General features: G+C 65.2%; 22 protein-coding genes. 6 read left to right on the forward strand and 16 right to left on the reverse strand.

The annotated features are described in order from the left end of the window. Positions 1-154: 154 nt before the first annotated feature. Positions 155-934 carry a hypothetical protein gene (locus VGN68_RS13065; RefSeq protein ID WP_327477317.1) on the forward strand — a complete coding sequence of 260 codons (780 nt, stop codon included), beginning with the start codon at positions 155-157 and terminating at the stop codon, positions 932-934. 3 nt (positions 935-937) lie between these two features. Here the strand turns inward: VGN68_RS13065 and recR are convergent, their stop codons facing one another. Beyond that, entirely contained in the window at positions 938-1,534 is a 597-nt protein-coding gene (recR, locus tag VGN68_RS13070; protein WP_039579914.1) for a recombination mediator RecR, read from the reverse strand. A 249-nt stretch (positions 1,535-1,783) separates the two neighbouring features. Here recR and fmt point away from each other — a divergent pair, with 249 nt between their 5' ends. Further along, on the forward strand, positions 1,784-2,704 hold the full coding sequence (gene fmt / locus VGN68_RS13075) for a methionyl-tRNA formyltransferase (protein WP_327477318.1): 921 nt from the start codon (positions 1,784-1,786) through the stop codon (positions 2,702-2,704). Positions 2,705-2,918: 214 nt separating this feature from the next. After that, positions 2,919-3,659, forward strand: a complete 741-nt coding sequence (gene truA, locus VGN68_RS13080) for a tRNA pseudouridine(38-40) synthase TruA (protein ID WP_327477319.1) — start codon at positions 2,919-2,921, stop codon at positions 3,657-3,659. A 100-nt stretch (positions 3,660-3,759) separates the two neighbouring features. Here truA and VGN68_RS13085 read toward each other — a convergent pair whose 3' ends face one another. The 6 genes from VGN68_RS13085 to mutS form a co-directional block, all read right to left on the reverse strand. Further along, entirely contained in the window at positions 3,760-4,644 is an 885-nt protein-coding gene (locus VGN68_RS13085) for an isoaspartyl peptidase/L-asparaginase family protein (protein WP_327477320.1), read from the reverse strand. Beyond that, entirely contained in the window at positions 4,641-5,861 is a 1,221-nt protein-coding gene (locus VGN68_RS13090) for a cyanophycinase (protein WP_327477321.1), read from the reverse strand. The genes VGN68_RS13085 and VGN68_RS13090 overlap by 4 nt, the downstream gene beginning before the upstream one ends. A gap of 20 nt (positions 5,862-5,881) precedes the next feature. After that, positions 5,882-7,360 (reverse strand): putative basic amino acid antiporter YfcC, encoded by a 1,479-nt coding sequence (gene yfcC / locus VGN68_RS13095; protein WP_327477322.1) that lies wholly within the window; start codon positions 7,358-7,360, stop codon positions 5,882-5,884. 56 nt (positions 7,361-7,416) lie between these two features. Next, positions 7,417-10,239: a TonB-dependent receptor plug domain-containing protein gene (locus VGN68_RS13100; protein ID WP_327477323.1), complete on the reverse strand. Its 2,823-nt coding sequence runs from the start codon at positions 10,237-10,239 to the stop codon at positions 7,417-7,419. A 487-nt stretch (positions 10,240-10,726) separates the two neighbouring features. Then, on the reverse strand, positions 10,727-13,486 hold the full coding sequence (locus VGN68_RS13105; protein WP_327477324.1) for a [protein-PII] uridylyltransferase: 2,760 nt from the start codon (positions 13,484-13,486) through the stop codon (positions 10,727-10,729). Next, the gene (gene mutS, locus VGN68_RS13110) at positions 13,483-16,146 is read right to left on the reverse strand and encodes a DNA mismatch repair protein MutS (RefSeq protein WP_327477325.1); all 2,664 of its coding nucleotides are present in this window, start codon (positions 16,144-16,146) and stop codon (positions 13,483-13,485) included. Before mutS ends, VGN68_RS13105 begins: the two co-directional genes overlap by 4 nt. Before the next feature lie 351 nt (positions 16,147-16,497). Here mutS and VGN68_RS13115 point away from each other — a divergent pair, with 351 nt between their 5' ends. Further along, on the forward strand, positions 16,498-18,762 hold the full coding sequence (locus VGN68_RS13115) for an NADP-dependent malic enzyme (RefSeq protein WP_293701804.1): 2,265 nt from the start codon (positions 16,498-16,500) through the stop codon (positions 18,760-18,762). 155 nt (positions 18,763-18,917) lie between these two features. On the opposite strand, the gene VGN68_RS13120 is transcribed toward VGN68_RS13115, so the two are convergent. Further along, positions 18,918-19,403: an outer membrane protein assembly factor BamE gene (locus tag VGN68_RS13120; protein WP_293701269.1), complete on the reverse strand. Its 486-nt coding sequence runs from the start codon at positions 19,401-19,403 to the stop codon at positions 18,918-18,920. Between the two features lie 183 nt (positions 19,404-19,586). Here VGN68_RS13120 and VGN68_RS13125 point away from each other — a divergent pair, with 183 nt between their 5' ends. Both VGN68_RS13125 and VGN68_RS13130 read left to right on the forward strand, forming a co-directional pair. After that, a complete protein-coding gene (locus VGN68_RS13125) occupies positions 19,587-20,117 on the forward strand; it encodes a ubiquinol-cytochrome C chaperone family protein (protein WP_327477326.1) in 531 nt (176 codons plus the stop codon). After that, positions 20,114-20,644: a DUF177 domain-containing protein gene (locus VGN68_RS13130; protein ID WP_327477327.1), complete on the forward strand. Its 531-nt coding sequence runs from the start codon at positions 20,114-20,116 to the stop codon at positions 20,642-20,644. Before VGN68_RS13125 ends, VGN68_RS13130 begins: the two co-directional genes overlap by 4 nt. 91 nt (positions 20,645-20,735) lie before the next feature. Here the strand turns inward: VGN68_RS13130 and VGN68_RS13135 are convergent, their stop codons facing one another. The 8 genes from VGN68_RS13135 to VGN68_RS13170 form a co-directional block, all read right to left on the reverse strand. Beyond that, positions 20,736-21,437, reverse strand: coding sequence for a hypothetical protein (locus tag VGN68_RS13135; RefSeq protein WP_327477328.1), 702 nt, complete (start codon positions 21,435-21,437; stop codon positions 20,736-20,738). A gap of 122 nt (positions 21,438-21,559) precedes the next feature. After that, positions 21,560-22,219 carry an adenylate kinase gene (locus VGN68_RS13140; protein ID WP_327477329.1) on the reverse strand — a complete coding sequence of 220 codons (660 nt, stop codon included), beginning with the start codon at positions 22,217-22,219 and terminating at the stop codon, positions 21,560-21,562. 48 nt (positions 22,220-22,267) lie between these two features. After that, positions 22,268-23,641: a preprotein translocase subunit SecY gene (gene secY, locus VGN68_RS13145; protein ID WP_293701262.1), complete on the reverse strand. Its 1,374-nt coding sequence runs from the start codon at positions 23,639-23,641 to the stop codon at positions 22,268-22,270. Positions 23,642-23,916: 275 nt separating this feature from the next. Then, a complete protein-coding gene (gene rplO / locus VGN68_RS13150) occupies positions 23,917-24,438 on the reverse strand; it encodes a 50S ribosomal protein L15 (protein ID WP_293701260.1) in 522 nt (173 codons plus the stop codon). A 59-nt stretch (positions 24,439-24,497) separates the two neighbouring features. Further along, entirely contained in the window at positions 24,498-24,704 is a 207-nt protein-coding gene (locus VGN68_RS13155; protein ID WP_327477330.1) for a DUF1737 domain-containing protein, read from the reverse strand. A 5-nt stretch (positions 24,705-24,709) separates the two neighbouring features. Further along, a complete protein-coding gene (gene rpmD / locus VGN68_RS13160) occupies positions 24,710-24,895 on the reverse strand; it encodes a 50S ribosomal protein L30 (RefSeq protein ID WP_293701256.1) in 186 nt (61 codons plus the stop codon). 4 nt (positions 24,896-24,899) lie between these two features. Further along, positions 24,900-25,613 carry a 30S ribosomal protein S5 gene (gene rpsE / locus VGN68_RS13165; RefSeq protein WP_293701254.1) on the reverse strand — a complete coding sequence of 238 codons (714 nt, stop codon included), beginning with the start codon at positions 25,611-25,613 and terminating at the stop codon, positions 24,900-24,902. A 1-nt stretch (position 25,614) separates the two neighbouring features. Beyond that, a partial coding sequence (locus VGN68_RS13170) for a 50S ribosomal protein L18 (RefSeq protein WP_327477331.1) occupies positions 25,615-25,710 on the reverse strand: 96 nt, incomplete at its 5' end.

A 25,710-nucleotide genomic window follows, 5' to 3' on the forward strand; every position in this document is an offset into this window, starting at 1 on the left:
ACCGCGCTCAGGCGGCAGTAGCGGCCCGATCAGATCCCACTCCGCGTCCGACAAATCCCCGCGACCCATGACTGCCCCTCAAAAAGCAGTCTTGAATCAGAACAAGGCGGGTTTGGGAATCCCTTTTGTCAACACGGCCTAGGCTGCTCCTACCATGGCCAAGCTGCTGTCCAAATCCCGCGCCGTTCTCGGTTCGTCAGAGCCGGTAATTGAATTGACCACTACGGGCGCCGGCAGTTGGCCAGTTTGGGATCGCTTTCTGGCAGTCAACGGCGGCTCGGTAATGCATATCGGCAACATCTGCGGAACGTGCAGCTTCTTCTTCGAGCGGCTGGACGACGCCGCCCGGCCACCTATCGATGGGCTGCGCGCAGCGCTTGCCAAAGGTCTTGTCGAGATTGATCCGTTGGTATTCGAAAGCTTCGGCGCGTTGCTACCAAAGGGAGATTATCTCCTCGCTTTGATCGAATGCACTCCGGTGCGCGTCGAGCAAGGCGCCGCCAACGACTATTTTGTCACGGACAAGCAGGATGCATACGACGATCCGATGGAACCCAACACGCATTACTACCGACTTAAAGATCGTTCTTCGATAGATTTGGGCAAGGGCCAATATGACGATCCCGTGCTAGGTTTCGAGTTCATCGTTCCGCTTGGCCAGCCGATCGACGCAGCCACCGTTTCAGCCTATCGCGCAAGGCTGATCGCAGGAGAGCGTCCAACAGCGGTTTCACTCTCAGTTCTCGACATCAAACAGCCTTATGATGGCCAAGCACATTGGTGCATGGCTCATTATCTTCTGGACGGTCATCACAAAGTCGAGGCCGCCGCCCAAGCGGCGGAGCCTATCACGGTGTTGGCCTTTATCCCCGTAGATGGTGGAATATCAACGGAGGAACAAGTCTCCGCCTTCTTGTCCTCCTATCCGCAATAGAGCTCATCCCACCGGCCGCCGCGCCCTGAGCGCCTGCGCCAACGTCCCCTCATCGAGATAATCCAGCTCGCCCCCCACCGGCAGACCATGCGCCAGCTGGGTCAGCCGTACCGGATAGCCCTCCAGCCGCTCGGCGAGATAATGCGCGGTCGTCTGGCCCTCCAGCGTCGCGTTCATGGCCAGCACCACCTCGTCGATGCCGCCCGCGGCGACGCGCGCCACCAGCGCGTCGATCGCCAGATCCTGCGGGCGGATGCCTTCCAGCGCCGAGAGCCGCCCGCCCAGCACATGATATTTGCCGGGGAACAGCCGCGACTTGTCGAGCGCCCACAGGTCGGACACCTCCTCGACGACGCACAGCGACCGCGCATCGCGGCGCGGGTCGGCGCAGATCGCGCAGGGATCGTGGGTGTCGACATTGCCGCAGATGGTGCAGGTGACGAGCCGTTCGGACACCGTCTGCAATGCCGCGAGCAGCGGTACGAACGCGGACTCGCGCTTCTTCATCAGATGCAGCACCGCGCGCCGCGCCGACCGCGGGCCGAGGCCGGGGAGACGGGCGAGCTGCTGGACGAGGGCTTCGATTTCGGTGGAGGCCATGACGGGGTGGTAGTGGCGCGCGGGGATGCGCGCAATATCCGCGATTCCCTCTCCCATTTAGGGAGAGGGTTGCGCAGCCTTGGCGGCTTTGCCGCCTAGGCGAAGCTGGGTGAGGGGTTGTGCCCTCACGATAGCCCACACCCCCTCACCCGCTGCGACTAAGCCAGCAAGCTGGCAAGTCTCGCTGCCCTCTCCCTAAATGGGAGAGGGACTTGCGCCGCTTGCCGACCTCCGCCAAAGCCCGCTCCCATGCGTATCGCCTTCATGGGAACGCCGCCCTTTGCGGTGCCGACGCTCGCTGCGCTGCATGCGGCGGGGCATGATATTGCCGCGGTCTATACCCAGCCGCCCCGCCCGGCGCAGCGCGGCAAGAAATTTCAGAAAAGCCCGGTGCAGGTCTGGGCCGAAGAACACGCCCTACCCGTCCGCACGCCGAAAAGCCTGAAGGGCGCCGACGAGCAGGCAGAATTCGCCGCGCTGAACCTCGATATCGCGGTCGTCGCCGCCTATGGCCTGATCCTGCCGCCCGCGATCCTCGATGCGCCGCGCGAGGGGTGCCTCAACGTCCATGGCTCGATCCTGCCGCGCTGGCGCGGCGCCGCGCCGGTGCAGCGCGCGATCCTGGCGGGCGATGCCGAGACCGGAGTGACGATCATGCAGATGGACGTCGGGCTGGACACCGGCGCGATGCGGCTGGTCGAGCCGACGCCGATCGGGCGCAAGACCGCGGGAGTGCTGACCCACGAGCTCGCCGAAATGGGCGCGCTGATGATGCGGCGGGTGCTGAGCGACCTCCACGCCTTTCCGCCGGTGCCGCAGCCAGATGAGGGCGTCACTTACGCGGCCAAGATCGACAAGAGCGAAGCGCGGCTCGATTTTCTGGTCAGCGCGGTGCAGGTCGAGCGGCAGATCCGCGCGTTTAACCCAATGCCGGGGGCGTTTTTCGAACTGGAGGGTGAGCGGTACAAGATTTTGGCGGCCGAGGTTGTGCATCCGGGCGAAACAGTTGCGGGGGCGGCGCCCGGCGTGGCGATCGACGATATGCTCACCATCGCCTGCAACCCCGGCGCGATCCGCGCGGTGCGGGTGCAGCGCGCGGGGAAACCTGCGATGGAGGCGGGCGAATTGCTGCGCGGGCGGGGGATTTCGGCGGGGACGCGGCTGACCTAGATCCCTCTCCCCTTGCGGGAGAGGGTTGCGCAGCCTTGGCAGCTGGCTGCCTAGGCGAAGCTGGGTGAGGGGTTGTGCCCTCACGATAGCGCACGACCCCTCACCCGCTGCGACTAGGTGGCAAAGCCACCAAGTCTCGCTGCCCTCTCCCGCAAGGGGAGAGGGTCATAGGGTGGCTCGACTTCGCTCGGCACGAACGGCTAAGGGGGCGGCCATGACCCGCTTTGCCCTCACCATCGAATATGACGGCCGCCCCTATATGGGCTGGCAGCGGCAGGCGCATGGCCCGAGCGTCCAGCAGGCGATCGAGGAGGCGATCCACCGCTTCACCGGCGAAACCGTGCAGGTGTTCAGCGCCGGGCGCACAGACGCCGGGGTCCATGCCATCGCGATGCGGGCGCATGTCGACATCGCCAAGCCGCTCACCCCGTTCAAGCTGACCGAGGCGCTCAACGCGCAGCTGCGCCCCGCACCGATCGCGGTGCTCGCGGCGGAGGTTGTTCCCGACGACTGGCACGCGCGCTTTGCCTGCGTCGGGCGGTCCTATGAATATCGCATCGTCAACCGCCGCGCGCCGCTGACGTGGGACAAGGGGCTGTCGTGGCAGGTTGCGCGGCCTTTGGACGCCGACGCGATGCACGCCGCGGCGCAGGCGCTGGTCGGCCTCCATGACTTCACCACCTTCCGCTCAGCGCATTGCCAGTCGCAAAGTCCGGTGAAGACGCTCGATAAGCTGACCGTCAGCCGCCACGGCGACGAATTGATCATCGAGGCCGCGGCGCGCAGTTTCCTGCATCATCAGGTGCGCTCGATGGTCGGGTGTCTGGCGCTTGTCGGCTATGGCAAATGGTCGGCGGGCGATCTGAAAGCCGCGCTGGAGGCGGCGGATCGGGATGCGCTGGGGCTGAATGCGCCGCCCGACGGATTGTATTTTGTCGGCGCGACATATCCCTGATCTGTCGAACCAGCCCGCGCCGTTGCCGCTGACCGCCCTTGTCGGCCAAAATGTCGCACCGTAACATCAATCTGGCGTGTGCCCCGATCGATCGGGCCGCTCATTCGATGGCGACAACAACCGGTCGATCGGCGCCGGCGATCGCCCGCTTCATGCCACCCGAATTAAACGGCGTCGCGATGGCGCCGGAGCGATCGACCGCGATCAAACCGCCGTCACCGCCCAGCACCTTCACCCGGTCGATCATCCTTTGTGCGGCGACCGACAGCGGCACGCCGCCATAGCGCATCCGGGCCGCGACATCGCCCGCACCGCCGGCCAGCATGAAGGCCTCGCCGATGCCGGTGCAACTGATGGCGACATCGTGATCGGCCCATGTCCCGATACCCGGTACCCCCGTGTCGCCCACGCGGCCGGCCAGCTTGCCGAACAAACCCCCGGTCGATGTCGCGGCGGCGAGCCGTCCCGCCGAATCGAGCGCCACCGCGCCGACCGTCCCATGGGTGAGCGACCATTCGCTTTGGGTCATTTCCGCCGCCTCGACGCCAATCGGCACCACATAATGCGCCGCCGGATCGGCGATGCCCGGGTCGCCATGCGTCCGGGAAAAAATCGTCGCCCCCTCGCCCGCCAGCAATATGTGCGGCGTTTGTTCGAGCACCTGGCGTGCCGCGCCGACCGGGCTGGCAATGCCGCTGGCCGCGCAGATGGCCCCGGCACGATGGCGGGCGCCGTCCATGATCGAGGCATCCAGCTCGACGACTCCCGCACTGTTGGGTGCCGATCCGCGTCCCGCCACATAAAGGCCGCTCGCTTCCATATCGGCGACCGCCCATTCCACCAGATCGATCGCCGCCATCCCTTCGGCCAGCCGCGCCGCAGCCGCACGAACGAGCGCGCCGAGATGTGCCTCGACCGCGCTATAGTCGCGGCCGCGGGTTACCCCCGCGCCCCCATGCAGAACAATTTGCCACGCCGTGCTCACTCGCCGATTTCCTTCACCTTGACATTGATCGAACGGATCGAGAATTGGACGCCGCTTGCGCTATAGCGGGCGTTGCCATCGTCATCGCGCCCCCACCACCCCTGGGTGCGATCATCTTCCTCGAACCGGTAAATCACGCCGGTGTCGCCCGCAAAGGAAAGCCGCTCGATGCGGCGCGCCGCGCTATTGTCGATCAGCGCTTCGCCCACCACCGCGGCCGTACTCTGTCCCGCCATCGCCATGCCGCCGCCCTCGGCCACCGCGGTCTTGTGATATTCGCGCCCCATGGTCGCGCGTTTCCAGCGCGCGGGACGAATGGTCAGACTGGCAAGATCGATCTGGTCCCCCGACGCCGCGAGACCCAATCGGATCGCGTCGATAGCGATCCGCTGGCGCGGGGCATAGGTTGCATCTCGCGCGTCGAGGAGGGTGACATATCCGGCGCCGACCACGGCGGCGCTCTGCGCCTTCTGATCCACGATCAGCGCCGTATTTTCGTCGATTCCGAATCCGATGCGGGCGGCCACGGGGCGCCGACCCAAGGCCACTGCCAGGCGGCCGAGCCGGGCGCGGGCGTCAAAATGCTGATCGACCAGTGATCCCACCAAAAAACCGATGCCGCGCCCCATCGCCAGCGTCTCGCCATCGGCGCGGCCCAATAAGGCGCCCAGGCTGTCGCCGCCCATGATCATCGGATCGCTCATGATCGCGGCGCCCGCGCTGGAGCCGCCAATCACGGCGCCCGCGGCCAGTCGGCTCCGGATCGCGGCCAGCATGGGCGTGTCGCGCCCGTCGTCCTGCACTAAGGCGGCGGTGGTGCGGGCCTGATCGCCGCCGGTGAACCAGATTGCCCCAGCGCGGGCGATTTTGGCGATTTCGTCGGGGTTATTGGCGTTGCTGCGCCACGCCGCTTCGTCTTCGGTGGTGTCCGGATCGTCTTGGGTCGCGATCCGCACTGTGGCGATTCGCGCAGGATCGACGCCGTGGCGAACGAGATCGCCCGCGAACAGCCGCGCCGACGTTGCCGGGCTGTCCGACGCGCTGGGGATGATCACAATCCCCGGCGCATCGGTGGGAATACGCGCGATGAACGCGCCGAAAACCTGATCATTCGCGGGGTCAAGACCGCCGCCGACGATCACCAGCGAACCCTGCGCCGCGGCGGGCGACGACAGGAGGAAAGCGGCGGCCAGCGCCGCCAGGACCGCACGGGGCATATCGGTTGTCCTTTTGAAATTCATGTGTAGCCGATCGCGTGCGCGGCAATCACAAACACCGACGACAGCGCCATCAGCGCCGCCATCGGACGCCAGAAGAAACGGAGCCAGGCGACAAAATCGACCCGGGCGGCGGCAAGGCACCCCATCAGCGCGGCCGAGGTCGGCACGACAAGGTTCGTCAACCCGTCTCCGAGCTGAAACGCCAGGATCGCGGTTTGGCGACTGACACCCGACAGATCGGCAAGCGGCGCCATCAAGGGCATGGTGACGCTGGCCTGCCCCGACCCCGAAACGATGAACTGGTTGATGAGGCTTTGGACAAGATACATGCCCCACGCGGTCAGCCAGTCGGGGAGCGCACCCGTTACCCCGGCAAGCCCCGCGAGCAGACTGTTGAGCAGACTGTCCGCCGCGGGGTCGTCCCCGCCCATGACGAGGACGATGCCTTTAGCCGCCGCGATCACCAGAACGGCTGGGGCCAGCGCCACGGCGCCGTCGCGAAACGCCTCCATCAAGCTGTTGCCGCTGATGCCGGGTAGTCGTGCGACACGCGCCACCACCCCGATTACCATCCCGATGCCGACAAATTGTGCGGCAATCTCGCCCAGATAATATCCGCGGGCCGACACGCCCCACGCCACCCAGATGATGCCAAGCCCCAGCACGGCGAGGATGGTCGCGTGCGGCCAGCGGAAGCCGTGGGCCGCCGCCGCCAGGGGTGCGGATCGCCAATGCTGGTCGGTATCGAAAACGGGCGACCGCGCGGGATCGAGCCTGACCATGCGCGCATGTCGCCACAGCCAAACCGCCCCGATCAGGGTGAACAATATCCATGCCAGTACGCGCAGGCCCATGCCCGACATCGGCGGCACCCCGGCGATGCTTTGCGCCACGATGACGCTGAACGGATTCATCCAGCTCGTCGCAAAGCCGATCTGGGTTGCAACATAACAGACGATCAGCCCGGTCAGACTGTCATAACCGGCGCGAACCAGCGCCGGGATCAGGATCAGGCTGACGGCGATCGCTTCCTCGCCCATGCCGAACACCGCGCCGGCCAAGGAAAACAGGACGAACAAGATGATGACCAGCGTTTCATTTTTCACCCGCCCGTCCGGCAAAGCCGCCGCGATCGCCGCTTCCACCGCGCCGGTCTTCAAAATGACGCCGAACACCCCGCCGACAACCAGAATGAAAGCCAACAGGCCGACCGCCGCGCTGTCGCGATCACCCGACACCAGGCCGGCGAACAGCAAGTCGAGCAGACCCGTCCGTTGCGCATCGCCGAACAGGGGCGCGGGCTGCGCCTGTCCGGCACTGGTGAAACTGCCAGCGACGATCCGGGCCGGGTCGCCTGTCATCGCAAAATGGCCCGGGACAAAGACATAGGTCGCCGCCCACGCGGCCACCGCCAGCACGAGCAGGATCAGCAGCGTGTCGGGAACGCGCATCGTCCGCGCAGGACGCGCCGGTGCTTCCAAAGGTTCGGCACTCATCGAATTTCCTCCGCAAACCGGGCGCGCATGTCCGCGCGCCCGGCGGTTCAGCGCGGTCAGAATCGGCGCGTCAAGCGAAGCGTGACGAAACGGCCGATCAGGTCATGATTGTAAAGATCGACGTTGGTACCCGACCCCAGAACGCGCGGCGGATCGCGATCGAACAGATTGCGGATGTTCAGCTGGACAAAGCTGTCGCGACCGAAATCATAGCTGAGATTGAGATCGAACGTGACATAGTCATCGACGCGATATTTGGCGTCGAGCGGCAGCCCCAGTGCTTCAAGCGTCCGATCGGCCGGATCGTCGCGATAGCCGGTCACATAACGCCCGCCGAACGTCGCGCCGAAATCGCCGCTGCGCCAGCGAATCTTGCCGGTGGCATAGAGCCGTGGGTAGAGATAATCGCCCGCCAGCTGTTCCTCTGGGCTGGCGAGTGACGCCTTGCGCTTGAAGTTGAGATAATAGGTCGCATCAAGCAGCAGCGAAAAGCGGCCGATCGACGTCTCCTTCAGATTGTGGGTGTAGGAAAAGTCCAACCCGTCGGTTTGCTGATAGCCAAGGTTGGTGATCTGAAAATGCGCGTCGGTGACAAAATCATTGGTTACTTCGACGCCCGGCGTACCGGTCGGCAGCAGGCCTGGCCCCGCAACCGCAAACTCCCCGGCGAGCGCGCGGCGGATGAAATCATCCTGATCGATCCCGACCAGATTGCGGTGCCGGATATTCCAGTAATCGACCCTTAGATTGATATCGCGGGTCGGCGTCAGCACGACGCCGCCGCCAAAACTGCGCGCATTTTCGGCGCCGAGACCCGGATTGCCGACGTCTTCCGACAACAAGGATTCGCCGTCGGCGTCGGGATCGTTGCCGCACGCCGCGGGCGTCGCAGAACAATCGACGGTGTAGGACGACAGCAGCACCCCGGCGCCGCTTTGCGCCAGCGAGGGGGCGCGGAACGACGTGGCATAATTGCCCCGCAAGGTCAGCCAGTCGGCGGCCTCCCAGCGCGCCGCGACCTTGGGGTTAAAGTCGCCGCCAAAGCCCTGATAGTGATCGTAGCGACCCGCGACCTGGACGTCGAACCGGTCGGCGACCGGGATATAGACTTCGCCATAGAGCGCCCAGCTGTTGCGTTTGGCGCGCGCGCTGGTCGACGAAAAGCCAAGGATCGGTTCCGGGTTGTCCTCGGTCGCGACGGCCAGGCCCGAGGGCGTATCGCGCAAGGTTTCGCGGCGGAATTCGCCCCCGAAGGCGCCCTTTACCGCCCCGGCCGGCATGTCAAAGAGCGTTCCGGTCACGCTGCCATCGAAGGCGTAGAGCCGCGAGCGCCCACGGCGCTCCGCCGTCGTCCCCAACAGTTCGGCGATTCCCGCCGCCTGATCGGTCTGCCCGCCAAACGGATTATACCATAAAGTCGTTTTGCCGATGTCTTCGCACGTATCGCCGACGAAGCTCGCATCCGGACGCCCCAGATCGACATCCCACCGCTCGACCCGCGAACCGTCGCTGCACAAATTGCCCAAATTGGCGTCGTAGAAGTTCTTCGACACGACAAGTCCCGACAGTCCGCGCTGGACGCGGTCGTTGCCGCCGAACAGCACGGCGGTATCAAACGTCCAGTCGCCACCGAGCGCCCCTTTCAGTCCGCTGGTGACGCGGTAACTGTCGGACTTGACCGAGACCGCTCGCGGCGCCGGTATTTTACCCCAGGCGTAGATGGGAAAGCCGAAATAATCGCTGAAATCGCCCGCGCCGCCCTCGGCGATGATGTCGGCCTGAAGCGCCGCGGGCCAGTTCGGATTTTCCGGATCGATCGGCGCGCGCGAGAAATTGGCGGGTGAGCCGACGCCGCGTGAACTGACATGCTGATAGAGTATGTCATTATACCAGGTCAGCCGGTCGCTGATTTCAAACTGGTGGGTAAACAGGCCGCCGATCGTTTCCAGGCGGTCGCTCGCCGACACAAAGGCGTTGGTGTTGACCGCGCAATACTCGCCGAGATTGCCAACATCGAAATCATCGGCGGCGCAACCACCGTCCTGCGGCTCTTCGGTTTGGTCGAAAAATTGCAGGAAAAGATCGTTGAAACTGGGATAGAAACCTTGTTGGCTGGGCCGGAAGCTGTTGCGGCTGATCGCGCGGTCTTTCAGGAAAAACGGGTTCCGCTGAAAATAATCGACCACCAGCATGACGTGATTGCGGTCGCCAATTTTGGTCCCGAGCACCGCGGTCAGGTTCAACCTGCCCTCATTGGTTCCCGCCGTCGAATCGCCATAGCTGGCGGACAGCTCAGCGCCCTTGAAATCGTTGCGCAGCACGTAGTTGACGACACCGGCCACCGCATCGGCGCCATAAATGGCCGAGGCGCCAGACGGAAGCACTTCGACCCGCTCGATCGCCGCCAGCGGAATCGAGCTTGCGTCGATGAAGCTTTCGGTGCCGCGCGCGAAGGCGCTGATCTGCGCGCGGCGACCATTGATCAGCGTCAAGGTCGAGGATGCACCCAGACCGCGCAGGGACACCGCCGATGCGCCCACCGGCGTGTCGGACGACAAGGGGCCGGCCGTGGTGGTCGAAAACGTTGCCCCGCCGCCGCCAGCGGCAGGCAGGTCTTTCAAAACGTCGATCAACGTCGATCCGCCCGATTCCAGAATATCCTCGCGCGTGACCGATATGGTCTGGACCGGGCCATTGGCCTCCACGCCCTTGATCCGCGTCCCGGTAACGACGATCGCGTCTTGGTCCGTAGTCGCTGGCGACACAATGTCGCTGCCATCCTCCTGGCTTTGCGCTTGCGCCATTGCAGATAAGGAACTGCTGCCGATCAGCAGCATCAGGGCGCCGAGACGGGCGCGCCGGTTATGAGAAAAAAACATGCCAAACCCCTTTTGCAGAGAAAGGACAGGCGTCAGCCTGCCGCGATCAGATGACATACGGGGAATGAGGACGCCGCCACCCAGCGGGTGGCGATGCCGCGCGGCTATGGTGCCGCGATTTTCGTCGACAACGACAGTCCGATCCCCCGACGGGGATAGGCTATTCGTCGAACCAGTCGGTCAGGTGGAATTCGACCGAACGGCGGACGTGGACCAAACCACGAAACAAAATGGCGCGCCGAGCGATCATTTTCATATTAATGCATCAAATATCGTCGATTGCAACATGTTTAGCATAGGCGGCGGCCATCCCCGCTCCACCGCCCGTTTCGGGCGGGCCATCGCCATGCAGAACCGCAGAAAAGCGGGGCGTAGACGGCAGTAGCATCGGCAAGAACCGTTGAAACCGACTGTCACCGGCGTGGGATTGCAGCCAAGCACAACGCGCAGGCCGCCATCGCCTTGGAGTAGCGGAAAGCGGCGTCCCCTACGCCGCCACCGCTTCCTCACTCGCGCTGGTCGCCGCTTCGAGCAGCCGTTTCTCCAGCGATTTTACCCGCGCCGCGCTGTCGATCTTGTCGCCGATCAGGTCGGTAACATAGAAGGTGTCGACCGCGCGTTCCCCATAGGTGGCGACATGAGCGCTGTGGACGGTCACCTTCGACTGGAACAGCGCATAGGCGAGCTGGTTGAGCAGCGCCGGGCGGTCCTGTGCGTTGACTTCGATCACGGTGAAGCGATTCGATGCCTTGTTGTCGATGAAGACATTGGGCGCGATGCGGAAGGCTTCGGCGCGGGTGCGCGGGAGGGCGCGGGCCTCGAGTTTGGGGAGCAATTTGTGACGGTTGGCGAGCGCGTCCTCGATCGCGCGGGTCAGCCGGCCGATCTGGCCCGGTTCGTCGAACGGGCGGCCGATCGGATCCTGGACGAGGAAATTGTCAAGCGCGAGACCGTCGCGCGTCGTGTGGATACGCGCGTCGATGATGTTGCCGCCCGCGAGGTGAATGCCCCCGGCGATGCGGTAAAACAGCCCCGGATGGTCGGCCGCGAGCACCATCACCAAGGTCGCGCCGCGATCGTCGTCGGGGACCGCGGCGATGTGCAGCGGCGAATCCCCCGCCTGCCGGATATGGACGAGGTTGGCGGCGATGACCTCGACCGGTTCGGCGATCCAATAGCTTTCGGGCAGGCGCTTGGCGACTTTGTCGAAGGTCTTCTGGTCGAAGCCGAATTGCGCCGCGACCGCCTCTTTCTTGCTCGCGATCCGCTGTTCACGGCCCTTTTGCTTATGGCCGAGGCGCAGCACTTCTTCGGCGGCGTCGTAAAGTTCGGTGAGCAATTGCCGTTTCCAGCTGTTCCACACGCCCGGCCCGACGGCGCGAATATCGACGACGGTGAGGACGAGCAGCAGGCGGAGGCGTTCGGGGCTTTGTACCTGCCCCGCGAAATCGAGGATCGTCTTGAAATCGGCGAGGTCGCGTTTGAACGCCGTCGCCGACATGAGGAGGTGATAGCGCACCAGCCACGACACCGTCTCGGTCTCGGCGTCGCTGAGCCCGAGCCGCGGGCAGACGCGTAAAGCCAGCTCGGCGCCGAGCACGCTATGGTCCCCGCCGCGCCCCTTGGCGATATCGTGCAGCAACACCGCGACATAGACGACACGTCGGGAGTGGATCTGGCCCATGATCGCGGTCGACAGCGGATGGTCTTCGATCAGCCGCCCCTGCTCGATATCGGCAAGCAGGCCGATGGCGCGGATCGTATGTTCGTCGACGGTGTAGTGATGATACATGTCGAACTGCATCTGCGCGACGACGCGGCCGAAATCGGGCACGAAGCGGCCGAACACCCCCGCCTCGTTCATCCAGCGCAGCACCGTTTCGGGATCGCGCGGGGACGTCAGCACGTCGAGGAACAGTGCGTTGGCGCGGGCATTGCGGCGCACCCCCTGCGTCTCGATCAGCTTCGCCTCGTGGCGCGCCTGCCGCATCGCCTGCGGGTGGATTTCGAGGCCGTGCTTGTCGGCGAGTGCGAAGATTTCGATCAGGCGCACCGGGTCAGCCGCAAAGAAATCGTCCGATGGCAGCGCGAGGCGGCCGCGGTCGAGGACGAAGCCATTGAGCTTGCCGGGGCGGCGGCGGATCGTCGGCAGGAAGCGCCGCCCGCGCGCCGCCATCTGATCGTCAAGGTGGGCGAGGAAGGTGCCGGTGACGTCGCCAACACTCTTCGCATGAAGGAAATAGAGCTGCATGAAGCGCTCGACCGCGCTTTTGCCGGGACGCTCGGCGAATTGCATCCGCGCCGCAATCTCGCGCTGGACGTCGAAGGTCAGCCGGTCCTCGGCGCGGCCCGTGATCGTGTGGAGGTGGCAGCGGACGGCGAGGAGGAAATTTTCGGCGCGGGCGAATTGGCGCAGCTCCCGCACCGAGAGCAATCCTGCGTCGACCAGCTCGGGAACGGTGCGCACGCGGTGGATGAACTTGCCGATCCAGAACAGGGTGTGCAGGTCGCGCAGCCCACCCTTGCCCTCCTTCACATTGGGTTCGACGACGTAGCGCGAATCGCCCATGCGCTTGTGGCGCTCGTCGCGCTCGGCGAGCTTGTCGGCGACGAAGGCGCGCGCATTGCCCGCAACCACTTCGGCATCGAAGCGCGCCGATGCCTGATCATAAAGTTCCCGGTCGCCCCAGATGAAGCGGCCCTCGAGAAGCGCAGTGCGGATCGTCAGGTCGTCCTTCGCCGCGCGAACCATTTCGTCGATCGAACGGCTGCTATGACCGACCTTCAGCCCCAGATCCCACAGCGTGTACAGCTGCGCCTCGATCACGCTTTCGGTCCAGCTCGTCTGCTTGAACGGGGTGAGGAAGCCGATATCGATGTCGCTGTACGGCGCCATTTCGCCGCGGCCATAGCCGCCGACCGCGATCAGGGTGATCCGCTCGCCCGACGATTTATTGCCCGAAGGATAAAGGTGGCCGACGGTAAAATCGTGGCTGAGGCGGACGATCTGGTCGATCAGGAAGGCGGTGGCGCTGGCGGCGAGGCGGCCCGACGAGGGGTGCGCGAGCAGACGGCGCTCAATCTCGGCGCGCCCGTCATCAAGCGCCGCCTTGAGCAGCGCAACCATGGCGCGGCGGCGCGCGCCCGCGTCCTGGCTTTCGGCGGCGATGGCGTCGAGCCGGTCGGCAAGGGCGCGGCGGTTGATGATCGCGCGGCGATTGTCGAGTTTGTCGAAGATGTCGCTCATGTCTCGTCCGCCAGCAGGCGCTTGAGCGCATAGAGCGCGTCGAGCGCCTCGCGCGGGGCGAGCGCGTCGGGCTCGATCCGGGCGAGCGCCTCGCGCAACGCATCCTGCTTTTCGGCGGGCGCGGCGGCGAGGGTCGCGGCGAAAAGCGGCAGGTCGTCGAGCCCCGCGGCGAGGCCGCCGGTTTTCGCGCGCCCGGCCTCAAGCTTCGCCAGCACCGCCTCGGCGCGCTTGACGACCGCCGCAGGAACCCCGGCCAGCCGCGCCACCGCGAGGCCGTAGCTGCGGTCGGCAGGGCCGTCGGCGAGTTCGTGGAGCAGCACGAGATCACCCTGCCATTCGCGCGCCCGGACATGGTGGAGCGAGAGCGCGTCCAGCGTTTCGGAGAGCCGCGTCAGTTCGTGATAATGCGTCGCGAACAGGCAACGGCACTTGTTCACTTCGTGCACCGCCTCGACCACCGACCAGGCGAGCGCGAGCCCGTCGTAGGTCGAGGTACCGCGCCCGACCTCGTCGAGGATGACGAAACTTTGCGGGGTCGCCTGCGCCAGGATCGCGGCGGTTTCGACCATTTCGACCATGAAGGTCGAGCGCCCGCGAGCGAGATTATCGCTGGCGCCGACACGGCTGAACAATTTGTCGACCAGGCCGAGCTTCGCGGACGCGGCAGGGACGAAGCCGCCCGCCTGCGCGAGCACGACAATCAGCGCGTTCTGGCGCAGAAAGGTCGACTTGCCGCCCATGTTCGGGCCAGTGACGAGCCACAGGCGGTCGGCCTCGGAGAGCGACAGATCATTGGGGACAAAACGCTCGCCCGCTTTCGCCAGCGCCGCCTCGACCACCGGATGGCGCCCGCCGACGACGTCGAGGCACGGCGTGTCGGCCAGGTCGGGGCGGCACCAGTTATGGCTCATCGCATGGTCGGCGAGCGCTGCCGCGACGTCGATGCGGGCTAGCACGTCGCAGCTCGCAGCGATGTGTTCGCGGCGCGCGGTTGCGGCTTCGGTAAGCGATTCGAGATGCGCGGCTTCCGCGGCGACCGCATGAACGCCCGCCTGCGTCACGCGGCTCGCCGCTTCGTGGAGATCGGCCGAGTTGAAGCGCACGACGCCCGCAAGGGTCTGACGGTGGGTGAAGCCTGAGTCGGGCAGCATCAGCGCGTCGGCATGTTTGGCGGGGACCTCGACATGATAGCCAAGCACGCCATTGTGACGGATCTTGAGCGAGGCAATGCCGGTGCGATCGCGATACCCGGCTTCGAGCTGAGCGATCGCCTTGCGTCCATCGCGCGCCGTTTCGCGCAAGGCGTCGAGCGCATGGTCATAGCCCTCGGCGATATAGCCGCCCTGGGCGGCATCGACCGGCGGAGTGTCGATCAACGCACGCGACAGTTCGTCGACGAGCGCGCCATGACCGTCGAGCGCCGGGAGCAGGCGCGCAAGCAGCGGTGGCAGGTCGGCGCGGCGCGCGAGGCGTTCGCGCAAGAGCCGCGCGCCGCCAAGCGCATCACGCAGCTGCGCAAGATCACGCGGGCCGCCGCGCCCTGCGACCAAACGTCCGAGCGCGCGTCCCGCGTCGGGAAGCGCCCGCAGCGCCGCCCGCAATTCGCCGCGCCACAACGCATCGCGCGCGAGACCATCGACAAGGTCAAGCCGGTCGAGGATCGCGGCCTTGTCGGTGAGCGGGCTCGCCAGATCGTCAGCGAGCAGGCGCGCGCCCGCCGCGGTGACGGTGCGGTCGATCGTGCCGAGCAGGCTGCCATCACGCGACCCGGCCATCGTCCGAACGAGTTCGAGGCTTTCGCGCGTTGCCGCGTCGATCGCCATCCGCCCCGACGCCAGATGGCGCACCGGCGGCTGGAGGAAAGTCGGCGCGCCGGTGCCGACATGGTCGAGATAGGCGACGAGTGCGCCCATCGCCGCAATTTCGCCGCGCGAAAAGGCGCCGAAGCCGTCGAGCGTCTGAACGCCGAAAAAGGATTCGAGCCGCTTTTGCGCCGCCGTGCTGGCAAACTCAGGGGCGGGTCGGCGCACGATCTGGCGCGCCGACGACATCGGCAGCTCGCCCGCGCTCTCGCTGACCAGCAGTTCGGACGGCCCCAGCCGCGCCAGTTCGGCATCGACCGCCTCGGGCCGCACCGCGACAACCTCGAAGCGTCCGGTCGAAATATCGGCGGCGGCGATGGCGACTTCACCCTCGCTGCCGACTTCGGCCAGTGCGGCGAGGCGGTTGGCGCTGCGCCCTTCGAGCAGACTTTCCTCGGTCAGTGTCCCCGCGGTGACGAAGCGGACGATCGCGCGCGCCACCAGCGCTTTCGACCCGCCGCGCGCCTTGGCTTCGGCGGGCGTTTCGACCTGTTCGGCGATGGCGACGCGGTGCCCGGCGCGGATCAGCCGCGCGAGATAGGATTCGGCGGCATGGACCGGCACCCCGCACATCGCCACCGGTTGCCCCTCATGCTCGCCGCGCGAGGTCAGCGCGATATCGAGCGTTGCCGCCGCGGCCTTGGCATCGTCGAAGAACAGCTCGAAGAAGTCGCCCATGCGGTAGAAGAGGAGGCAGTCGCCCGCCTGTTCCTTCAACGCCCCATATTGCGCCATCATCGGCGTCGCGGCGGGGGCGGCGCTGTTGCTGTTGGCGGGTTTGGGAGCGGCGACGGGCATCGCACCCTGCTTAGTGATTGGGGGCGGCATGGCAAGGTGGGGTTGAGCGGTGTGGGCTTTGCGTTGCGGGGCAGATCGGCAAATCCTCCCTGTGGCGCAGCCATGGGGAGGGGGACCGCTCGCGAAGCGAGGGGTGGAGGGGCCAGCGACGGTAGTGTCATTGCCCCTCCGTCAGCGCTTCGCGCTGCCACCTCCCCATGGCTTCGCCACAGGGAGGATCAAGTCCGGCACGATGACAGAGAGCTAGGGCAGACCACCGTCTTCACAACATTGTCGGGGTTACAATCGCCGCCGGTGACGTTAGGGAATAGGTCCGGGCGCGCGTCGGACGATTTGGATAGGGGATGGATGATGGACAGCGGCAGCAAGGTGCAGTTTTCGGACCGCGAGGCCCTGCTTTATCATGAACATGGGCGGCCCGGGAAAATCGAGATCGTCGCGTCGAAACCGATGGCGACGCAGCGCGACCTGTCGCTTGCCTATTCGCCCGGCGTCGCCGTCCCGGTGCTGGCGATCGCCGAAGATCCCGCCAAGGCCTATGACTATACGATCAAGGGCAATCTGGTCGCGGTGATTTCGAACGGCACCGCAATCCTCGGCCTTGGCAACCTCGGCGCGCTCGCCTCGAAGCCGGTGATGGAAGGCAAGGCGGTGCTGTTCAAGCGCTTTGCCGACGTCGATTCGATCGATCTGGAAGTCGATACCGAAGACCCGCAGCGCTTCATTGAAGCGGTCGAACTGCTCGCGCCCAGCTTTGGCGGCATCAACCTGGAAGACATCGCGGCACCCAACTGCTTCATCATCGAGCAGGCGCTGAAGGAAAAAATGAACATCCCGGTGTTCCATGACGATCAGCATGGCACCGCGATCATTACTGCCGCCGGTCTGATCAACGCCTGTTACCTGACCGGGCGCGATCTCGCGACGGTGAAGGTCGTCGTCAACGGCGCCGGTGCCGCCGCAATCGCCTGTACGTCGCTGATCAAGTCGATGGGGGTGCGGCACGAAAATGTCATCATGTGCGACCGCAAGGGCACCATCTATCAGGGTCGTCTGGAAGGCATGGACCAGTGGAAGTCGGCGCATGCGGTGCCGACCGAAGCGCGCGACCTGACCGAAGCGCTGGTTGGTGCCGATGTGTTCCTCGGGCTGTCGGCCGCAGGCGCACTGAAGCCCGAGATGGTCAAGGACATGGCGCCCGCGCCGATCATCTTTGCGATGGCGAACCCCGATCCCGAAATTTCGCCGCCCGATGCGCGCGCCGCGCGGCCTGATGCAATCATTGCGACCGGGCGCTCGGACTTCCCGAACCAGGTCAACAATGTCCTGTGCTTCCCCTTCATCTTTCGCGGCGCGCTCGATGTGCGCGCGACAGCGATCAACGAAGAGATGAAGATCGCCGCCGCCTATGCGATCGCCGACCTCGCGCGCCAGCAGGTGCCCGAGGAAGTCGCCGCCGCCTATGGCGGGCGGGCGTCGAGCTTTGGCCCCGAATATATCATTCCCTCGCCCTTTGATCCGCGGCTGATGGAAATCGTCCCCGCCGCGGTGGCGAAGGCGGCGATGGAAACGGGGGTCGCGCAGAAACCGATCGCCGATCTCGATGCCTATCGCACGTCGCTGCGCGCGCGGCTGAACCCGACGACGTCGGTGCTGACGCTCGCTTATGAAGCGGCGCGCGCCAACCCCAAGCGGGTGGTGTTTGCCGAGGGCGAGGAAGAGGTGGTGCTGCGCGCTGCGATCCAGTTCCGCGACGGCGGCTATGGCACCCCGGTGCTGGTCGGCCGCGAGGGGCTGCGTGACAAGCTGAAGGAAATGGGGGTCGCCGATCCCGACAGCTATGAAGTCCACAATAGCGTCAATTCGCCGCATGTGCCGCAGATGGTCGAAATCCTGTACGAGCGGTTGCAACGGCGCGGTTACCTGCGCCGCGATGTCGAACGGATGGTCAACCGCGATCGCAACATCTTTGGCTCGCTGCTGCTCAAGCTCGGACTGGGCGATGCGATGATCACCGGGGTCACCCGCACCTATTCGCAGACGATGCGCGAAGTGCGGCGGGTGATCGACCATGCCGAGGGCAAGACGCCGTTCGGCATCCATGTCCTGGTCGGACAGCATCAGACGATCTTCATGTCCGACACCACGGTCAACGAGCGGCCGAGCGCCGAAATGCTCGCCGACATTGCCGAGCGCACCGCGCAGGTGGCGCGGCGGATGGGGCATGAGCCGCGCGTCGCCTTCCTGTCCTATTCGACCTTTGGCAATCCGCCGGGCAGCTGGCTCGACAATATCCGCGACGCGGTGGCGATCCTCGATCAGCGCAAGCCGGGGTTCGAATATGAAGGCGAAATGGCGCCCGACGTCGCGCTGAATGAAAAGGTGATGGCAAAATATCCGTTCTGCCGCCTGTCGGGACCGGCGAATGTGCTGGTCATGCCCGGGCTGCAATCGGCGAACCTGTCAGCAAAGCTGATGCGCGAGCTGGGCGGCGGCGCCGTCATCGGCCCGATGCTGGTCGGCATGGAGCATCCGGTGCAGGTCGCGACGATGGCGTCGCCCGCTTCGGACCTGGTGACGCTGGCGGTGCTGGCCGCGGGCGGGATCGCGCAGTAATTCTAAGATCCTCCCTGTGGCGAAGCCATGGGGAGGGGGACCGTCGCCGCAGGCGATGGTGGAGGGGCCGCGACGGTAGCGCCAAAGCCCCTCCGTCAGCGCTTCGCACTGCCACCTCCCCATCGCTACGCGACAGGGAGGATTAAGGTATAAGCTTACTGCCCGCTCGGTGCGCCTGCACCCGGCGCACCAACCGCGCCGATGTTGCCGAAAATGTCCTCGAAGAAGCTGCGCTCGCGGCCCAGCGTCGGGGTCTTGTCGCCTTCGGGGCTGATCTTGCTCACCAGTTCCAGCCCGGTGCGATCGACCGCCGCCACATTGCCCGCGGCATCGAAGCGGACGCGCAGCACCTGCTGGTCGACCGGGCGCGGCTTGGCAAAGGCAAGCTGGCGCGTTTCGCGCGAGACATAATAATATTCATTGTCGCTGAACTGGCCGACAAAGGTCGGACGGCCGAGCGTCTTTTCCACCGATTCGCGATTGTCGACGCCCGGGGTGATCGCGCTGGTCAGCAGCGGATCGACGACATAACCCTGCCGACCCTTGAGCTGCGAACAACCGCTGGCGGTAAGCGCGACGGCAAGCCCGAGCACGATCAGGCGCGCGCGCGGAGCGGCAGACGAAAGCTTGAAATTCGGCATCTATAATCTCCGTTGCGCCTGTCGCGGCCTTTGCCAGCGGTCGGCGCTCGCTCCCGCGCCTCTTAACCGCAAGCGGATAGGACGCACAAGCCGCTTGTGGCGCGGTGAAGCTTGCCACAAGCTGACCGGCGCGGCACGTTCCCACCCCTTTTCCACGGCGCCAATTGCGCCTAAGCGGAACGCATGTTCTCACTCCGCAATTTTTTCCGCTCGCAGCCCGACCCGCGCGAGGCGCGCCGTCCGCTGTGGAATGCTGTTGTCGCGACCGCACGGGCGCCGCACTGGTATGCGTCAGGCGGTGTCCCCGACACGCTCGATGGCCGCTTCGACATGGTCAGCCTGGTGCTGGCGCTCGTGCTCCACCGCATCGACGAAGATCCGGCACAGGGGCGCGCCGGGGTCGAGCTCACCGAATTGTTCGTGACCGACATGGACGGCCAAATGCGCCAGATTGGCTTTGGCGACATGGTCGTCGGCAAACAGATCGGGCGGATGGTCGGCGCGCTCGGTGGGCGGCTGGGCGTCTATCGCGCCGCCGACGGGTCGGAGGAGCTGCGCGCCGCGCTGGTCCGTAACCTGTGGCGCGGTCATGAGCCCGATGCGGCGGGACTGGCGCATGTCATGGCCGAGGTTGCAAAGCTGCGCGCAGCGCTGGCGGCGACGCCGGTGGCCGAGCTGATCGTCGCCGATCGGTTGGGCGGCGCCGCGGCATGAGCGCGGCGCCCGAATTTTCGCTGATCCTGACGCTGGCCGATGCCGCGCAAGGACGATCCGTGGCGGTCGAGGCGAATGCCGAAGCGCGCGACCGGATCGCGCAGCGGCTGGCGCTGATCGCGGTCGATCGCTTTGCCGTGACTGCCGAGATTCGCGCCGTGGCGGGCGGCATCGGCGCCAAGGGCGCGGTCGATGCCAGCATCGTCCAGCCGTGCGCGGCGACGGGGCTGCCGGTTCCGGCGACGCTGAGCGAGCCGTTCGACCTGCGCTTCCTGCGCGATATCGACGCGCCGGTCGATGCCGACGAAGAGATCGAGATCAGCAGCGAGGATTGCGATCTGCTGCCGCTCGAAGGCGACCGGATCGATCTGGGCGAAGCGGCGGTCCAGACGCTATCGCTCGCACTCGACCCCTTCCCGCGCCACCCCGACGCCGACCGCGTGCTGGCGGAAAAGGGTGTGCTGAGCGAGGAAGCCGCAGGGCCGTTTGCCGCGCTGGCGAAGCTGCGCGGGACGCCGAAGGCGTAACCGCCATCGTCATCCCGGCGAAGGCCGGGATCTCACCGGTGCCGAAGGACGTGAGGGCGCGATCCCAGCCTTCGCCGGGATGACGACCCAACTACAGGCGATATAACTCAGGCTCAGCCTTGGGCGCATCCTCGACCAGATCGGCGACCGCGGCATCAAGCCCCGGCTCATTCTCGGCGGGCGGGGTTTCGGTGGCGGGCTTGGCCGCCGCTTCGGCCGCCGCCGCCTTCTCTTCACGCGACGGCGGCAGCGCACCACCAAGCGCATTGGCCAGCCCAATCAATTGTTCGCCGATCACCTTGTCGACCGCAGGGGCAATGTCGGCGGTCTTGAAGCGCATATAGCCGCCGACGACATAATCGAAGCGCAGCGCGCTGCCGGTCGGGGTCGCCTTGATCTGTATCGTCAATGTGCCGCCGACCGCCTCGCCCTGTAACGGGCCAAAGGCGCCCGACAGACGGAGCATCTGGCCTGGTTTTGAGAACAGCACACGCGCGTGTTGCACGCTGCCGACCCCCGCGCCAGTGTCAGGCAGTTTCTCACAGAAACAGCCGCCGGCCTGCGAATCGAGCCAGAAATTCGCGGCGTCGCCCGACCAGCTATGATCCTTTGACCACCAGTTTTGCGGCATCCGCAGCATTTTCCACACATCGGCGGGGGTCGCGGCGACCTGCGCGGTGTGCGCGACGGTGAAACCGGCGTCGCTTTGGTCGACGACCTTGGCTTGCGCCGGAACGGCAAAAGATGCCGCGGCAAACAACGCGACCTTCACGAGACAAGATTTCAGGCGCATTGTCATCCCCCCTTACCGCCACTCCACTTCGTCAATGCGAGCGTAGCGAAGCAATCCAGAGCGGTTTACGCTACTCTGGATTGCTTCGCTACGCTCGCAATGACGTTACAGAAAATGTTGCCCTAAGCCTCAGGCGTCAGGACGGCTTCGATCGCGTCATTGACCTGATCGATCGGCGCCATGCCATCGACCCGCGTCACGATGCCGCGCGCGTCATAGATCGGCAGGATCGGTGCGGTCTTGGCGCGATATTCGGCCATGCGGGTGCGGACGGTTTCTTCATTATCGTCGGGACGACGCTTGAAGTCGTGGCTGCCGCACTGATCGCACGTGTCGGTGACCTTGGGCAGCTTGTAGCGGTCATGATAGCCCGCGCCGCAATTCCCGCACGAGAAACGCCCCGTGATGCGGTCAACGAGCGCATCTTCCTCGACCAGCAATTCGATGACATGGTCGAGCTTGCGGCCGCGTTCCGACAGGATCGTATCGAGCGCATCGGCCTGCGCCGCGGTGCGTGGATAGCCGTCGAAAATCACCGAGGTTTCGCCGCCCAGCTGATCGAGCCGTTCGCCGATCAGGCCGGACACAATGTCGTCGGACACCAGTTCGCCGGCATCCATCACCGCTTTGGCCTGGACCCCGATCGGGGTTCCCGCCTTGACCGCGGCGCGCAGCATGTCGCCGGTCGACAGCTGGACCATGCCATGCTCGTCTTCCAGGCGCACTGCCTGCGTTCCCTTGCCCGCCCCCGGCGGACCCAGCAAAATGATGTTCAGCGTCATGGAAGCCCCTGTTGCCTCTGCCCGGTCGCAATTGCCGTAGCTTGGCGTTTAGCGCCGCGCAACGCCGCCTTTCAATTTCGCCTTTTTGATCAGGTCGCCATATTGATGCGCCAGCATGTGGCTCTGGATCTGGCTGATCGTGTCGATCGTGACGTTGACGATGATCAGCAGGCTGGTACCGCCAAGCGCAAAGGGCAGCCCGGACTGGGCAATGAAATACTCGGGGATCAGACAGATCGCAGCCAGATAGGCCGCACCCAGCACGGTGATGCGCGTCAGCACATGATCGAGATAGGCGGCGGTGTTCTTGCCGGGACGGATGCCCGGAATGAACCCGTTCTGGCGCTTCAGATTGTCGGCGGTTTCTTCGGGGTTGAAGACGACGGCCACATAGAAGAAGCAGAAGAAGATGATGCCCGCAGCATAGAGCGCCATGTACAGCGGCTGGCCATGCGCCAGATACTGGTTGAGCGAGATCAGGAAATCGCCGGTCGCGGTATCGCCCTGAACATTATTGCCCATCATCTGGGTGATGGTCAGCGGCATCAGCAGCAGCGACGAGGCAAAGATCGGCGGGATCACGCCGGCGGTGTTGACCTTGAGCGGCAGATGGCTGCGGTCGGCCTGCATCCCGCCGCGCTGCGTCGCGCGCTTGGGATATTGCACCAGCACGCGGCGCTGGGCGCGCTCCATGAACGCGATAAAGGCGATGATCAGGATCGCACCGGCAAACACCGCAACCACTGTGCCGCCGCCCATCGATCCTTCACGGACTTGGGTAAACATCTGAGCGAAGCTGCGCGGCAGCTGCGCCAGGATGCCGGCCATGATGATCAGCGACACGCCGTTGCCGATCCCGCGCGCGGTGATCTGTTCGCCGAGCCACATGAGGAACAGGGTGCCGCCGACGATGCTGATGACGGCGCCGATGCGGAACATCATGCCCGGATCGACCACCGCCGCAATGCCCTGGCTGGCGCCGAGCGTTTCGAGCCCGACAGCGACGAAATAGCCCTGAATCGCGGTCAGGAACACCGTGCCATAGCGCGTATATTGGTTGAGCTTCTTGCGCCCGCTTTCGCCCTCTTTCTTGAGTGCGGCAAGGCTGGGCGACAGCGCCGCGGCGAGCTGCACGACGATCGAGGCGGTGATATAGGGCATGACGCCGAGCGCGATGATGCTCATGCGCTCCAGGCTGCCGCCCGAAAAAGTGTTGAAAATGTCGAGGACGCCGCCCGACGCGGCCTGGCTGTAGAGCGTCGACAGCGCGACCGGATCGACACCGGGCAGCGGGACGAACGACAGGAAGCGAAAGACGATCAGCGCGCCGATCGTGAACCAGATGCGGTTCTTCAGTTCGGTCGCCTGCCCGAATTTCGAAAAGTTCAGGTTGGAAGCAAGCTGGTCGGCGCGAGAGGCCATGGTATTATCCTCGGATAGTCCGGACCGCGCCCCCGCGACCCGGCGCCTATGTGCGTTCGCCGGTCACGAAGCGCAAGGGGAAGAAAGCCTATTTCGCAACGCAGCGCGTCGCCAACCGGCATCCCATCTGCCTGTTCGTATCAAGCGAAGTCGAGATACCGCTCGATCTTGCGCCGACCCGAAGGGTGTCTCGACTTTGCTCGACACGAACGGGAAATAAAAGTTTGTCAAACCGCAAAGGGCGGCCCGTATTCCGAGCCGCCCCTTGTCGTTGATTATTCGGCCCTGGCTTTGGCGCGGCGCTGCGCCTTCTTGCCGTCGCCTTCGGGCTTGGCTTCGGGCAGTTCGACCTTGCCGCCGGCTTTTTCGACCGCTTCGATCGCGCCCTTCGACGCACCGGCCACGGCAAAATTCAGCTTGGCGGTAAATTCACCCTTGGCGAGGAGGCGGACGCCATCCTTGCCGCCGCGGGCCACACCAGCCGCCTTCAGCGCGGCGTGATCAATCACGGCCTTGGCGTCGAGCTTCTTGGCGTCGATCAGCTTCTGGATCATGCCCAGATTGACGATCGCAAAGTCCTTGCCAAAGATGTTGTTGAAGCCGCGCTTCGGGATACGCATGTGAAGCGGCATCTGACCGCCTTCAAAGCCGTTGATCGCGACGCCGCTGCGGGCCTTCTGACCCTTCTGGCCGCGGCCGGCGGTCTTGCCCTTGCCCGAGCCGATGCCGCGTCCGACGCGCATCCGGCCCTTGCGGGCGCCCTTGTTGTCGCTGAGTTCGTTCAGTTTGATCGTCATGGTTGCACTCGCTTTCGCTGTGGTCGCGCTATGGACTGCCGCTTTCCGGGGAAAGGCGTTCAGTCCGGTTCAATTTCATTCGATGGCTGAAAACCGGGGTACGCCCCGGCCTTTTCCATCACGATGGCCTGGGCGACATAGCCGCGGCCATCGACACTGGTGATCGACGGGCTGCCGTGGAGCTGCCACCCCCGGTTGAGCAATCCTTCGACGCGAGCGCAGAATGCGCTGTCGTCGGGACCGGTCAACAGGCGGTAGAACTTCACCGAATTCAGCCCTCGACGACTTCCACCATGTGCGGCAGCTTGCGAATCATGCCGCGCACTTCGGGGGTGTCGATCAGCTCGACCTCGCGGTGCATCTTGCCCAGGCCGAGGCCGGTCAGGATGGCACGCTGGCTGCTCGGCCGACGGATCGGCGAGCCGATCTGGCGAATCTTGATCTTCTTGTCAGCCATGATCTTACTCCGTCACCGCCGCGGCTTCGGCTTCGGCTGCACGGTCGGAAGCACCGCCGCGCTTGATCAGATCCGACACCTTCTTGCCGCGACGCTGCGCGACCGACTTGGGGCTGGTCTGTTCGCCGAGCGCCTCAAAGGTCGCACGGATCATGTTATAGGGGTTCGAGGTGCCGTTCGACTTGGTCACCACGTCGGCCACGCCGAGCGATTCGAACACGGCGCGCATCGGGCCACCGGCGATGATGCCGGTACCGGCAGGTGCCGAGCGAACGGTGACGAGCCCGGCACCGAAATGGCCACGGCCATCATGATGCAGGGTGCGGCCATCGCGCAGCGGCACGCGGATCATCGACTTCTTGGCAGCAGCGGTCGCCTTCGAAATGGCTTCCGGCACTTCGCGGGCCTTGCCATGACCGAACCCGGCGCGGCCCTTGCCGTCGCCAACGACGACGAGCGCGGCGAAACCGAAGCGCTTGCCGCCCTTCACTGTCTTTGACACGCGGTTGATGTGGACGAGCTTTTCAATCAGCTCTTCGCCGCCGTCATCGTCACGCGGACGACGATCGTCGCGGCGACCACGGCCACCGCCATCACGGCCACCCCGGTTGCCGCCAGGGCCACCGGCACCGCCGCCACGGCCGCGGCGCGGAGCCTGGCCTTCGGGCGCGGGTGCAGCTTCGGGAGCGCCTTCGACGTTCTGTACTTCGTCTGCCATATTAGAACTCCAATCCGCCTTCGCGAGCCGCGTCGGCCAGCGCCTTGATGCGCCCGTGGAACAGGAAACCGCCGCGGTCGAACACGACCTGCGTCAC

Origin of the sequence: Sphingopyxis sp. (genome assembly GCF_035998965.1) — a bacterium.
Taxonomy (GTDB): domain Bacteria; phylum Pseudomonadota; class Alphaproteobacteria; order Sphingomonadales; family Sphingomonadaceae; genus Sphingopyxis.